The sequence below is a fragment of the Paenibacillus lupini genome (assembly GCF_011761355.1).
Classification (GTDB): Bacteria; Bacillota; Bacilli; order Paenibacillales; family Paenibacillaceae; genus Pristimantibacillus; species Pristimantibacillus lupini.
Genome location: NZ_JAASRW010000004.1, coordinates 273466 through 287134, shown reverse-complemented (window position 1 = coordinate 287134; position 13669 = coordinate 273466). Strand labels below are relative to the sequence as shown.

At 50.4% G+C, this 13669-nt stretch carries 13 protein-coding genes, 1 pseudogene and 1 other annotated feature; of the genes and pseudogenes, 8 read left to right on the top strand and 6 right to left on the bottom strand.

What is annotated here, in order from left to right; genetic code table 11:
- Positions 1–166 precede the first annotated feature (166 nt).
- The 5 genes from FHS17_RS14775 (at position 167) to argS (ending at position 5539) form a co-directional block, all read left to right on the top strand.
- A complete protein-coding gene (locus tag FHS17_RS14775; protein WP_167279173.1) occupies positions 167–1189 on the top strand; it encodes a glycosyltransferase family 4 protein in 1023 nt (340 codons plus the stop codon).
- 1 nt (position 1190) lies between these two features.
- Complete coding sequence (locus FHS17_RS14770) at positions 1191–1880, top strand: glycosyltransferase family 2 protein (RefSeq protein WP_167279172.1); 690 nt, start codon at positions 1191–1193, stop codon at positions 1878–1880.
- A gap of 320 nt (positions 1881–2200) precedes the next feature.
- On the top strand, positions 2201–3154 hold the full coding sequence (locus FHS17_RS14765; RefSeq protein ID WP_167279171.1) for an L-lactate dehydrogenase: 954 nt from the start codon (positions 2201–2203) through the stop codon (positions 3152–3154).
- Between the two features lie 41 nt (positions 3155–3195).
- On the top strand, positions 3196–3516 hold the full coding sequence (locus tag FHS17_RS14760) for a thioredoxin family protein (RefSeq protein WP_167279170.1): 321 nt from the start codon (positions 3196–3198) through the stop codon (positions 3514–3516).
- A gap of 44 nt (positions 3517–3560) precedes the next feature.
- Positions 3561–3796, top strand: a binding site (T-box leader).
- Positions 3797–3844: 48 nt separating this feature from the next.
- Positions 3845–5539 (top strand): arginine--tRNA ligase, encoded by a 1695-nt coding sequence (gene argS / locus FHS17_RS14755; RefSeq protein ID WP_167279169.1) that lies wholly within the window; start codon positions 3845–3847, stop codon positions 5537–5539.
- Between the two features lie 42 nt (positions 5540–5581).
- On the opposite strand, the gene FHS17_RS14750 is transcribed toward argS, so the two are convergent.
- From FHS17_RS14750 to FHS17_RS14740, 3 genes and pseudogenes are all read right to left on the bottom strand, one after another.
- A complete protein-coding gene (locus FHS17_RS14750) occupies positions 5582–5974 on the bottom strand; it encodes a hypothetical protein (RefSeq protein ID WP_243865363.1) in 393 nt (130 codons plus the stop codon).
- A 46-nt stretch (positions 5975–6020) separates the two neighbouring features.
- Positions 6021–6341, bottom strand: a pseudogene (locus FHS17_RS31240) (RNA polymerase sigma factor); the annotation flags it as partial.
- 209 nt (positions 6342–6550) lie between these two features.
- Positions 6551–6829 (bottom strand): hypothetical protein, encoded by a 279-nt coding sequence (locus FHS17_RS14740; protein ID WP_167279166.1) that lies wholly within the window; start codon positions 6827–6829, stop codon positions 6551–6553.
- 173 nt (positions 6830–7002) lie between these two features.
- Here FHS17_RS14740 and FHS17_RS14735 point away from each other — a divergent pair, with 173 nt between their 5' ends.
- Complete coding sequence (locus FHS17_RS14735; RefSeq protein ID WP_167279165.1) at positions 7003–8016, top strand: LLM class flavin-dependent oxidoreductase; 1014 nt, start codon at positions 7003–7005, stop codon at positions 8014–8016.
- 268 nt (positions 8017–8284) lie between these two features.
- On the opposite strand, the gene FHS17_RS14730 is transcribed toward FHS17_RS14735, so the two are convergent.
- A complete protein-coding gene (locus FHS17_RS14730) occupies positions 8285–9031 on the bottom strand; it encodes an SDR family NAD(P)-dependent oxidoreductase (RefSeq protein ID WP_167279513.1) in 747 nt (248 codons plus the stop codon).
- A gap of 19 nt (positions 9032–9050) precedes the next feature.
- The gene (locus FHS17_RS14725; protein ID WP_167279164.1) at positions 9051–9956 is read right to left on the bottom strand and encodes a DNA-3-methyladenine glycosylase family protein; all 906 of its coding nucleotides are present in this window, start codon (positions 9954–9956) and stop codon (positions 9051–9053) included.
- A gap of 155 nt (positions 9957–10111) precedes the next feature.
- Between FHS17_RS14725 and FHS17_RS14720 the strand changes: the two genes are divergently transcribed.
- The gene (locus FHS17_RS14720; RefSeq protein ID WP_167279163.1) at positions 10112–10681 is read left to right on the top strand and encodes a bifunctional transcriptional activator/DNA repair enzyme AdaA; all 570 of its coding nucleotides are present in this window, start codon (positions 10112–10114) and stop codon (positions 10679–10681) included.
- Positions 10678–11187, top strand: a complete 510-nt coding sequence (locus FHS17_RS14715; RefSeq protein WP_167279162.1) for a methylated-DNA--[protein]-cysteine S-methyltransferase — start codon at positions 10678–10680, stop codon at positions 11185–11187. Before FHS17_RS14720 ends, FHS17_RS14715 begins: the two co-directional genes overlap by 4 nt.
- 95 nt (positions 11188–11282) lie before the next feature.
- Here FHS17_RS14715 and FHS17_RS14710 read toward each other — a convergent pair whose 3' ends face one another.
- Positions 11283–13655, bottom strand: a complete 2373-nt coding sequence (locus FHS17_RS14710; RefSeq protein ID WP_167279161.1) for a glycosyl hydrolase family 95 catalytic domain-containing protein — start codon at positions 13653–13655, stop codon at positions 11283–11285.
- Positions 13656–13669 lie beyond the last annotated feature (14 nt).

The following is a 13669-nucleotide window of genomic DNA, read 5'->3' as shown; positions in this document are numbered from 1 at the left end:
CTACTATTCTATGAAAACTACTTTCATTCGGTATAGGCTATACCCTGTACACGGTTTAAATTAGACCGCTGAGATTGGTGAAAGCGCCGTGCCCTGCACAGGAGTCCATTCATATCCTACAAGGAATGCCTATGGGAAGTTATTGACCTAAGGAGTTGAGAGACATTTGAGAATTGCTCAGATATCGACGAATACAATTCCTGTGCCACCGAAGGATTATGGAGGCACGCAGCGCGATGTGCATTATTTAACGGAAGAGTTGGTCAACCGGGGGCATGAAGTAATTCTGTTTGCCAAAAAAGGATCGACCTCGAATGCGACCCAAACGTTCGAATACGAGTCGGATGATCCGAAAGAGCAGTTGGACTTCATTATTAAAAACCTCCCGCCAGACGTGGATATCATACACGATCACTACGGCATCGTGGCGAAAGCGAATCCGCCTATTCCGACCATCTCCCAATCCCATTCCAAAGGGATCAAGGGAGACGCGCAGCTTCGGGTATACGTCAGCAAATTCATCCTTCGTAAATACGGAAAACAAAGAGGTTATGCCGTCCATAACGGCATTCGACTGGAGGATTATACGTTCACGAAAGACAAACAGGATTACCTGCTCTTTATGGGAAGATTAATCAAGGAGAAAGGCGTCCACCTTGCCATCAAGGTTGCCAAAAAAACAGGGATGCGGCTTATCATAGCCGGCACACTAAACGACAAAACCTATTTCAATGCTAAGATCAAGCCTCATCTTGGCAAAAAAATCAGCTATATCGGCCCCGTCGGAGGAGACCGCAAACGCGAGCTGCTCGCCAATGCAAGCTGCGTCTTGTTCACGTCGACTTGGGATGAACCCTTTGGGCTAGTCCTCATCGAAGCGCTGGCCAGCGGCACGCCCGTTCTAGGCTTTAAGAAAGGCGGCGTTGCCGAGGTGCTTAAAGGAATGCCTCAGCTCCTATGCAGAACGACATCCGATATGGCGATGAAGGTCAAATACCGCAAACGGCTGCCCGCAGCCCGCGAATGCAGACGCTATGTCAGAGACCGCTACTCCGACAGCATCATGACCGATCGATTCCTAAGTCTGTATCAAAAAATCATCGATAAAAAGTTGTACAAAATCAAAAAAAATACATTATGGAACCGTCGCAAAGCCAAGCTTCTAGCCGCGCCTAAGGAGATGGGTTAAGATGATCACCGTAATCGCATGTACGATGAGATCCTCATTCATTGATAACGTATTCGAGAATTACGACCGGCAGCTTTGGAAGGACAAACAAATGATTATCGTCTTGAATAACGACAAAATGGATATCGAACCCTATCAGGAGCGGGCAAGCCAATACCCGGAGAACGAAGTCAGAGTGATCCAGCTTCCCCAAAAATATAAGCTCGGCAAATGCCTGAACCACGCCATAGAATTGGCCGAGGACGGCATCATCGCCAAGTTTGACGATGACGATTATTACGGACCCAAGTTTTTGCGTGAAGCCGCCCGTGCTATCAAAAGCGGCAAAGCGTCCATTGTAGGCAAAAATACCTCTTTCATTTACTTCGAGGCGAATCGTGCATTGATGGTTTTCCGCAAGGGGGCCGAAGAGAAATACGTGCGCAGCATCAAGGGCGGCACGCTGGTCTTCCGGAAATCGGTCTGGGAGCGTGTCCCGTTTCCCGAGTTCAAAGAGGTCGGTACGGATTCCGGCTGGGTCGGGCGGTGCATCCGCAGAGGCTTTCGAGTGTATTCCGTATCTAAGCGGCACTATGTTTGTATTAGAAGAAAAGATACTAATAGCCATACGCAAAAGAAAAGCACGCGCCTCTATATGTCGCACTGCAAGCTTGTTCGTAAGACGAAGCATTACAGACGGTACGTAAACTAGGCATGGCATGCACAGTAAAAGAGTGGCCAATTCTAGAGCTTGCATGCGGGCCAGTCTGTGGACAAAACAACAAATTGAAAATTACCGGGGTGCTCGTAAATGAGCGTCCTTTTTTTACTTTTATCACCGAATAACACGCTATTCATAAGTGGAACAGTTTCACTCTTTACAGACAAACTGTTACAGTCCTTAGATTCCGCTACAGACAAGGAATACGAGCACTCCGTGTCACCCTTCTTCACACCTACCTATCTTTGTCACATGATTCGTATGCAAGCCCATATATTAGAGTAACAACATTTGTTAAGGGGCTGGATGGCATGAGGAGCAAAGCGCGCAAGGTAGCGATCGTTGGGGTTGGCAATGTAGGTTCAAGCTGCGCGTATTCCCTTATCAATCAGTCGATATGTGATGAAATCATGCTTATTGACCGGACGCCGGACCGCGCGATCGCACAGGCACTCGATATGACGCACGGGATGGACTTCGTTCACAGCCGTACCAAAATATACACAGGCACATATGAAGAATGCTCGGATACGGATGTGGTCATCTTATGCGCCGGAGGCTATCCGCCGAAAGGCCAGGACCGGATGGGCATGCTAAACTCGATCGCTGACATTTACAAGCATATTATTCCGCAGATTATGAACAGCGGATTTAGCGGTATTTTTCTTGCGGCTGCTAATCCTGTTGATGTCGTTACTTATGTCGTATGGAAGCTGTCTGGGCTTCCCCGCAGCTCTGTCATGGGTACTGGCACCTCCATTGATTCCGCTCGCCTTAAAACACTGCTCTGCGAACATTTCCCGGTTGATCCGCGAAGCGTCCATGGGTATGTGCTTGGCGAGCATGGGGAATCACAGTTCCCTGCCTGGTCACATGTGACGATTGGCGGGAAACCGATTCATGATATTTTGACCCAGCATCCGGTCAGGTTCGGCCATCTTAAGCTTGATGAGATTGCACTTCAGACCAAAAACGCCGGCTGGGAGATCTACACTCGTAAAGGCTCAACACACTATGGTATCGGCAACGCGCTTGCCTATATTACCCGATCCATTCTGAACGATGAGCACCGCATCATCGCTGTCTCCTCGGTCCTGGAGCAGGAATATAACCAGACTGGCATTGCAGCTGGCGTTCCCGCTATCATTACCCACAACGGTGTCAAAGAGATCGTCGAGCTGAATTTATCTCCGGAGGAAGAGCAGCAGATGACATTCTCATGCAGCACGATTAGGAGTGCAATTGAGCAGTTGTCACTTGGATGATACAATGGTAGGCATCATTCCAAATCTGGGAGAATCCTAACATGTCATTAAATCAGTATACCGATCTGCAGCTCCAAGAAGAGATCCAGCACGGAGGCTCCGTGCTTGTTCTATACCGCAGTACCTTTTGTACTCCCTGCCACACCATTGCAGGACAACTTGAGGCCGTCGCCCCTGCCCTTCGTCAGGAAATGACCGTTACTTCGGTCAATATTGATCTTTTCCCGCAGACTGCCGCTCCTCTGGAGCTTCGTTCTGTCCCTGCCCTTGCGCTCTACAAAGATGGCCAGCCGATTACCGTTATGCGCACCTTTGTGGCCTGCCAATCGTTCATTAACATTCTGAGCAGTCGAACGAAATAATAGATTGATTTTTCAGATAATATCCAGTATGATGCTCGTTATAACTAATATCGAGGAACGGGACAGTATCCTTATGATGTTCATGAGCAGCGAGCCGGGGTGGTGAAAGCCGGTGATGACAATTAAGGTGAAGAGGACCCGGGAGATGGCTGGCCGAACTTTACAGTAGGCCCGCCCGGTTCAGCACCGTTACAACGGCGAGATGCTTATAACGACGCGACTTCCATAGTCCCTCTATAAGCAACAAGAGTGGTACCACGGATTCAACCCCGTCTCTTTCTGAGACGGGGTTTTTTTATGTTTTCACAAACAAGTTGGAGGTCTTCTTATGTTAAAAGAAATGATTGTCGCATCATTAGCAAAGCATTGTTCTTTAACCGAGCAGCAAATCTATGAGCTCTTGGAATTTCCACCTAACGAACAGCTTGGTGACGTTGCTTTCCCCTGCTTTGCTCTTTCCAAGACGTTGAAGCAAAGCCCCATTCTAATTGCTGAGCAGTTAAGTGAGTCTGTTCAAAGCGAGCTGTGGACTGCAGATGCTGCCGGTCCCTATTTGAATTTTAAGTTTAACCGTGCTGAGGTTATTAAGCAGTTCGCAAATGAACACCGTGAGAAGGGTCTGCGTTTCCCCAAACTGGGGTCTGGCAAACGTGTTATTATCGACATGTCTTCTCCCAATATCGCAAAGCCATTTGGCATCGGGCATCTGCGGTCGACGATGATCGGCAACGCCCTTTATCATCTGCTAGGCAAGGTGGGCTATGAACCGGTAAACGTTAATCATCTAGGCGACTGGGGAACCCAATTTGGCAAAATGATAGCTGCTTACCTTCATTGGGGAGATCCTTCTCAGAAATCCGAAGACCCGATAAAAGCCTATCTCGAGCTTTACGTCCGTTTCCATGAAGAAGCAAAACTCCATCCCGAGCTGGAGGATGAGGCGCGTGAATGGTTCGTGAAGCTGGAAGCCGGTGATCCGGAGGCGCACCGCTATTGGCATCTTTTCATCGATGACAGCCTCGCAGCGTTTAATCAGCTATACGACCGTCTTGGGGTTTCCTTCGATCATTATCTTGGAGAAAGCTTCTATAACGATAAAATGGACGCTGTCGTCGAGCAGTTGGCACAGCTTGAGCTGCTTGAAGAAAGTGACGGCGCTATGGTCGTCCGCCTCGATGAGGAAGGATTGACGCCATGCATCATCAAGAAGTCTGATGGCTCCTCGATTTATGCAACCCGTGATCTTGCAACAGCACTTTACCGGCATGAACAAATGGGTGGAGACGAGCTGCTGTATGTCGTAGGTGCGGAGCAGTCGCTGCACTTCCGCCAGTTATTTCTCGTGCTGGAGCGGATGGGCTTCGACTGGGCGAAGCAATGTAAGCACATTCCGTTTGGACTGATGCTGATGGATGGGCAGAAAATGTCTACTCGCAGAGGCAAAGTCGTGTTCCTCGAGGATGTATTGGATGAAGCATCAGCGACTGCGCTGCGCATTATCGATGAGAAAAACCCTTCTCTCACCGATAAGGGTGAAGTTGCAGAAGCGGTTGGTGTTGGTGCCGTTATCTTTGGTGACCTGCTCCATTCACGGCTGCATGAAGTAAACTTCTCACTGGAGGACATCGTTAACTTCGAGGGTGAGACTGGGCCATACGTACAATACACCTATGCCCGGACGCAAAGCTTATTGCGTAAAGCAAGCTTGCAATCCGAAGCAGCTGGTACCGCGGCAATATCCGACTTCAGCTTCGTTTCTAGCGATTACGCCTGGCAGCTTGCCAAAGCTCTGATGCGCTACCCCGATGCTCTTACGCAAGCCGCACAGCGGTATGAGCCATCAGTAGTCGCCCACTATCTAATCGAATTGGCTCAGACGTTCAATCGGTTCTATCATCACGAGAAGATCATTACCGGTAACACAGCCGAGCAAGGAGCAAAGCTCGAGCTTGTCTACATGACGACTGAATGTCTTGAGGATGGTCTGCAGATGCTTGGGGTTAAGGCTTTAAAAGAGATGTAAATCAAAAGGGGCAGGTTCGCTATAACGAACCTGCCCCTCATTCTATTCTCCAGCCTGCTTAATCATACTCTGAGCGATCCGTATGAAATCCTTCCGGGTTAGTTCGCTGCCCGTACTATCCATAATCGAATAATAGACGTTCTTCTGCTCATCGTACCAGAACAAATAGTGAGGGATATCAGCGCCCAGACCGTCGTCACTCCTATAGAGAAACTCTTGTTCTCCGATCCGGACGGTCTCCGAGGTGGCGGAAGCTGACTGAGCTACAGTTGCCTTCGCTCCATGCTCCGGATTGTCAGGACCAATTTGAGCCATTAGATTTAGTACAGTGGATCCGTTGGTAAAGCCCAAATTCACGCCAAGTGTATTCGTCCAGTCCACCGGCTGGATAATAAGCTTGTCCGTTCCTTTCGCTGCGGCAGCTCGTTCCAACAAACTTTAAGACGGAATCAAGTGGTGGGCTGAATAACTGTCGATCTACGATCTCTTCAGGACTCTCTACGGATTTGTCCGGCTGGAACAAAGCTCGCTTATGTAGTTGCAAACGACGCCTTCGCAGAACATTTAAGCAGTGCCGATAGGCGATCTTGTATAACCATGCTGAGAACCCGGCCGTTGGCCTATAGCTCTGAATCGACTGATACGCTTTTACGAAAATATCCTGTGCCGCGTCCTCTGCCTCCTGCTCGTTCTCAAGCATCCTGCAGCAGTATATAAAAATCCGGCGTTGGTACAACTCGACGATTGCCGAATAATCCTCAGTGCGCCCGTCTTGTACCGAGACAATCCACTTCTCAATCATTTCCGTATCCGTCTATGCCTCCCCCTTTCCTTTCCGTTTGTTCTATATAACACCTCGCCTATGCTACAAGGGGACAATGCGCGAGAATAACATTTGTATAACTCTATACGAAAACGACAAACGGCTTCGTCCCAGCGATGAACCGACGCTGTCTTAATAGACAGTATCGATTCACGCTTAGACGAAGCCGTTTCATCATGTTATAAAGCTTAAGCTCTCATGGATGCAGGAATCAATTCATTCTCAGTCACTTGACGGTCAAAAAAGGCTGCATTTTTCTCAAAGCAGTTGCAGTAGTAGTCTTTCATGCACAGCGGGCATGGAACGTTGAGCAGACGAGTTACGCCTGTCAAATGCCACTCAGGCTTGGAGTTGTAGAAAAGTCTTGCTTTGGAACCGTCTGCAAGCGTCATAATGTACTGGAATAAACCGGATTTCATGTCTTTGTCCGCTAAGGTTACGCTCTTAATTTGAAGTTTCGAATTCAAGATTTTCACCCTTACTGTTCGTATTCAAGCTTGTGTAATAATACCCTTTATAGCGCCCGAAGTCAATATTTACGCCCTAGCACGAGCTACTGTACAAAATTTTGTAACAGTTATTAAATTAGAGTATAATCTAGTTTACACATACTTACTTGCATAGGAGGTGCAGTGCACTCATGATCAAACTGGGTATTCTCGACCAGTCTCATATTAACGAAGGACAGACTGCAGCAAGCACTTTGAAAGACACCACTCGTCTGGCACAGGAAGCCGACAAACTCGGTTACGGCCGGTACTGGATTTCGGAGCATCATGCAGGACGGATGTTATCCTTCTCTAGTCCGGAAATTCTGATCGCCCATCTGGCAGCAGCTACATCACGCATTCGCGTGGGTTCCGGCGGCATTATGCTGCCACATTACAGCTCCTACAAAGTTGCCGAAAACTTTAAGCTGCTTGAAGCGCTTTATCCTGGTCGTATTGATGTTGGTCTTGGCCGTGCTCCAGGCGGTATGCCGATAGCTACAAGAGCGCTGCAGGAAAACAAATACGTTGATATTAACAAGTATCCACAACAAATCATGGATTTAATCGGATATTTGCGCGGCAGGCAGCCGGAAGGCCATCCTTTTGCCGGTTTGCATGCAGCCCCTGCCATCGAGCAGATTCCCGAGGTTTGGCTGCTTGGGTCCAGCTACGAGAGCGCACGTATTGCCGCCCAGCTTGGAACCAGCTACGCCTTCGCGCAGTTCTTCGGGACACCGGGTGGAGAAGCAGCGATGAAGCATTACCAAGAAAACTTTGAGCCGTCTGTCATTAATGAGAAGCCGCATTCGATGGTTGCTGCTCTTGCGATCTGTGCAGATACACCGGAAGAGGCGAATGAATTGGCGCTTAGTACCGACCTCTTCTTCCTCCTGCTTCAGAATGGCGTTGATCAAATCAGCTTCCCTTCTGTTCAAACTGCCTACGACTATCCTTATACGGAGGCCGATCTGTACCGCATCAATTCCGCGCGGGAACGCCGGATTATCGGTACACCGGACCAGGTAAAAGCTGGTATTCTACAGCTTGCAGAGCAATACAACGCCGACGAGGTACTCGTCATGAGCTCGATCCATAACTTCGACGCACGCGTGAAGTCGTATCGGCTGATCGCTGAGGCGCTTGGTCTGCAGGGGTCTAAGTAAGCTGCCGGCTACATTGGATTCCATCCAGTAAAATGAACACTCAAAAGAGGCGAATAGATGCTGCGTTGGATTCCATCCAGCGTTTTGCGTTCTATTCGCCTCTTTGCTTCTAAAGCAGTTGATTGCGTTGGATGAAATCCAACCCAGCAGTAACTGGACAAGTTGACAGCAGATTGTGCTGTACAAAATCCAACATAACTTCAGAAGGAATTACACCAGCACCAGACTGCAGCAGAACGCGGCTAGTGTGGCGGAGTCAGACTGCCTTCTACTCCTCGTAGATCATTTTCCGCGTCATCCCGCCGTCGATTACCATATTGATACCGGTTACGAAATCATTGGCCGGATCGGTTAAATAAAAGCATGCTCTGGTAATGTCGTCAGGCCTGCCGACACGTCCTGCAGGATGCTGCAAATGATCTTCTGGACGTAGCGCATCGTAATCTCCGTTCTCGATCCAGCCCGGGCTGATTGCATTCACCCGTATATGATCGGGACCTAGCGACACAGCAAGCGCATGTGTGAGCGCGACGATCCCGCCTTTTGACGCCGCATACGCTTCAGAGTTAGGCTCGGACATAAGCGCACGTGTTGACGCCAAATTGACGATCGCCCCTCCTCCATGCTGACGCATCCGCTTGGCTGCTTCCCTTGCACATAAGAACGTGCCGCGCAGGTTTGTGTTTATTACATAATCCCATTCGTCCAAGGCCAGGTCAAAGGGGGATTTCCAAATCCCTAGTCCCGCGTTATTGATCAGCACATCTACTCGTCCAAACTGCTCTTCAATGGCCTGAAAGATCGCTTCAATCGCCTCCGGGCGGCTAATATCTGCCGTAAAGGCTGCCGCCTGCCCTCCCGCTTCTACAATACTTCTTACCGTCTGCGCCACGAGCTCCGCGTCACGTTCGACAGCCGCAACACGTGCACCTTCGGCTGCATAACCAGCAGCAACTGCAGCTCCGATCCCTTTGCCCGCACCGGTAATGACAACAACTTTCCCATCAAACCTCATCTTCATCTATACCCCTTCCCTAATAAAGCATTCGCCACAAATAAAATGTCGCATAAGACTCCCAGCCCTTCCAGCCTTCCGCCATCTGCCTAATCTCTTTAATCGTTGGCTTCACACTGCTCCCGGTAAGGGCCTTAATCGAGTTGTGTAAACCTACATCCGCGATTGGAAAAGCATTCGGCAGCCGAAGGCAGCGCATAAGCGCATAATTGGCCGTCCAAGGCCCGATGCCGCGAATGCCCGTCAACCTCTTCTCTATGGTCTCAAAATCGCTAAGCGCCAGCAGCTGCCGCTTACTTAATGAACCATCCGCCATCAATTGCGCAACACCAATCAGATACTCGGATTTTTTGACTGACATCTGCATAGGGGCCATATCCTCCGGCTTTAACGCCGCAATTGTCTCGGGAACCGGGAACCGCCAGAATGTCCGATCTTCCCTCTCAGTACTTTGTCCATAGGCCTCCACAAACCTGCGCTTCAACTTGTAGGCAAACGTCAGATTAATCTGCTGTCCGATAATCCCCCAGCATAATGCCTCGAATAGATCAGGAATCCCAATATTCCGAAGACCGTGGAAACGATTGATTGTTTGACTAAGCAGAGAATCCTGACGGGCCATCTCGTAAAATGGCAGCAGATCATGATCGAAATCAAACCATTCCCTGATAAAAGCCTTTATTTCCATCTGCCGCTGCTCACTAACCGCTTCCTCACCAATTATCCGCAAAAGAAGAGTTCCGCGATCAGTGGACTCTTCGATCTCAACTACCGTTGGCTCTTCCCCTATTGGGATAAGCCGATAAACCTTATCGCCTTCCACCTGATATAACGGCTCGTTTGGTGATCGCTGCAGGTAGCTGATTGTCTCACCATAACTAAAAGGCTCTGGCACCTGTATTTGAAGCAGAGCTGACTTCGTCATGGATATCCTCCTTTTATGTGCTAATACAATTAATTCTACTACGACTATTCAACCATACCAAACAGACCGGCTGCTTTCGTATTCTTGCGGTTTCATTCACACTTGCTAACGAATCCTTCCCCATTCGAGGTATACTGAGCGTAGAGGTGACGAAAATGGAAAATAGCATAACAGCCAGCATTCCGGAAGACAAATGGCTTGCCGTTCTGTCGAATGACAGCACTTATGATGGGCAATGGTATTATGGAGTGACCACAACGGGAATCTTTTGCCGGCCATCCTGCAAGTCCAAGCCTCCTAATCGTGAGCATATTCGAATTTTTCATCATGCAGAGGAAGCCATGTCTAAGCAATTTCGTCCATGCAAACGATGCAAGCCCGCTTCGCAGCTGCTGCCGGATGAAGAATGGGAAGGTCAGGCCCGCACTTATATCGAACAGCATTACAACGAGCCGCTTTCCTTATCGGTGCTTGCAGATGTGCTTCACTTGAGCCCTTACCATTTACAGCGAACCTTCAAAAGATTAACGGGTGTAACACCCGCTACCTATATTCAGCAAATCCGAATTCAAGAGGCGATGAAGCTTCTTGCCTCCTCCGACTTGCCTATTACGGACATAGCAGGTCAAGTAGGCTTTATGAACGCGGCTCATTTTGCAACAAGATTTCAAGCTATAACTGGACTAACCCCATCCCAATACCGAGGAGCTGAATTTGAACGATGACTAAAAACGTATATTGGACCCTGCTTCAACATGATGATTGGAACCTGCATTTGGCCGCTACAGATAATGGCCTCTGTTATGTAGGCTCGCAAGGAGCCTCCTTCGATGAGCTGGCCGAATGGGCGGAAGCCCGCCTTCCGGGATATGAATTAGTGCGGCATGATACGGAGATGGAGCGGTATACGCATGAGTTCTCACATTATTTCCAAGGAAGCCTGGATGTCTTCACTCTGCCTCTTGATCTCGTAGGTACTCCGTTCCAGCAGCGGGTGTGGCAAGCGATGAGCGAGGTCCAATATGGCAATACAGCTGCCTATTCCGAATTGGCTGAGACCATCGGCCGGCCGCAGGCTGCACGTGCAGTAGGGGCGGCAGTAGGCGCCAACCCACTTTTGATCGTCCTTCCTTGTCACCGGATCGTTGGCAAGACGGGATCGATGACCGGCTACCGCGGAGGCTTACCGATGAAGACAGCCTTGCTAGAACTTGAGCAAAAGCGCGGCTAACGCATCGTTCGAGCTGGAGTGGATTCATCAACGCTTCGAAAGCAAAAAAGGACGCCGGCGATTCGGCGTCCTTTTTCTAATTAACAAGTACTCTATTAAGCCCTTGTCATGCGAATAGTCTCGCCCTTTGCCGTGTCCAGCTCAAGAACCGGCCCTTCCAGACTTTCTTCGCGTTCGCCGATCCGGCAAATCGCTCCACCTTCCCACGGATTGTAAGCCCGCAGCCGCGAACCAGCTTCACTGACGATTTCTACCGCCTGCACCTGCCCATTCTCGAAGGCTGCGCTGACGAGGAATCCGCCGACGGCCCGCAAGGTCTCGAAGGAAGCCCGCCGATCCGGTGGCCAGTTCGGGAACAGCCGGATGATGCCGTTATAACTCTGCATCAGGCACTCGTTGATGACAGCAGGAAGCGCGAAGTTCTCAAACCAGATGCCCATCGGAGCCATGTAATCGAACGGGGTCGTATCCGAATACCGCCCGCCGGATTCCAGCAATTTGTCCGTGCATGTGCCATTGGGTAACAGGCAGTAGTTGATCTGTCGTTTGAAGCGCTCCAGATCTAACTGCCCAAGCCGCGCGCCGGCCATATGGTAGAAGACGAGCTCGTTGCCCCCTTCGTTACGGTGGTTACGATACGAATTGACCGCGACCTCGTAATCCTCCGGCGAAGAATGCAGGCCATGCTCCTCTCCCGGGAACACGGTCGTTATGCTGTTCGGCACGTTATACACGACTTCGGGATCCTCGCCTGGTACAGATACGAATACGGTACCCCGCTGCGACTCTGCAGTCGGATAATCCGGGAATCTGCCCAGCACCTCGCGGATCTCGTCAAGCAACACAGCCTCCTCTTCTTCCCACCCTAGCACTTCGCACGCCTTCTCGAAGGCGAGGAACAAAAACTTCGTCAGGGTCAGATCGACGATGCAGTCGTGGTTCTTCTTGAAGCCAGGCGTCAGCTCGTACAGCTCCGGCACGACAGTCGGGAACACGTGGTAACGGTCATCTCCCCAAGCCTCGCCCTTAGCGTCCGGCCGCTTCATATAATCGACCATAAACAAGGCAGCTTCCTTCATCGGCACAAAGGCGCGCTCTTCCAGAAAAGTCCGGTCCATCGTATAAAGGTAATGCCACCAAAGGCTTTGCACCGTCCACGGCGTCTCGCATACCTCCCAGCCCCAATGCGGAACAGGATACGGCATAACATTCATTTCGACTGGATAAGCGGAATGCGGGAAATATGCCCCACGCAGGCCGTAATAGTCCTTGGCCCATTTGCGGCTGATCGGAAGCACATGCTCAACCATGCTGACGTACGCCAAATGCTTATCGATATGATTGCTGGAAAAAGCGAGCCAGAACGGCTGCTGTGTGTTGTAATTCATATGATAGTCGCCATGCCATTCGGATCCGATCTTGCCGTAGCTCCAATTCGCGAACAACCCCGGGCAAGTCGCATCCGGCTTAACGGAACAGTGGAAAAAGTACAGATTGCGGTACCATACCTGCTCGATAAAATCGTCTTCGAGAGTCACGCTTGACCGCGACCAGTATTCGCTCCAGCTTGAGCAAGCCGTGGCGAAAGCTTCGGCAAAGTCCTCCCTGGATGGAGTGACCTTCGTCAGTGCTTCTTCGGATACTTCGGCATCCAGCCCCTCCTCCAGCTCGACGCAGACGACGAAACTGTCGCTTGCCGCAAGCTTTGCTTCGAGCCCTTCGACGTTACCCGCAAGCTCGGCGGATGAAGCGACAGTCACGGATAGCCGGAAGGCCCGATCCCGAGTATCACCTGCGCCCCAGTCCGCCTCCCGGCGGGAGTAAGGCAGCCTTTGGCGGAACGTTAACCTTCGCGAGGAGTCGTCGACGAAGCCTAGCGGACTCGGCAGCTCTTCCGGTGTATTTGGATCCGGGATAAGCTTAATCCGATTAAACAGCGACGCGGCGAGGTCCGGACGGTCCGTCTCCCCGAAGGCGATCCATAAGCGATCTGCCTCCTGATCGACGAATAGCTGCACCGAAACGGGATGTCCCTCCACTAAAAACCGGATTTCGCATAAGCCGTTCCCGATGCGAAGCGTATGCCCAAGGACCTCTACCCTGCGCCGGTCAAAGCCCAGCAGGAGTGAACCACACGGCATTGGACGGGGATAAGGATTATTGTAGTTCTCACTCGTCATCGCGACGTAATCGCGATACCAGTCCTCCTCGCTGAGCAACTTGAAGTCTGCTGGAATTTCCTTCAGCCTAGCGAACAGGCTTTCGAAATCCCCTATTTCATCAAGGTGGTCCTCAGCAATTCGAATATCCCATACGTTGTTATGGCCAAAATGAATGACGACAGCATCGGGGCGGGTCGTTACGACCGCCCCCATACCTCCGTTGCCCAGTAGTGCCCCTTCGAAAAAGGTCGGCGCCGGCTTGCTGTAGATCAAATCATGTCTGCTAATTCGTTCATGTAAGTTCAACCCTTTGCCCTCCG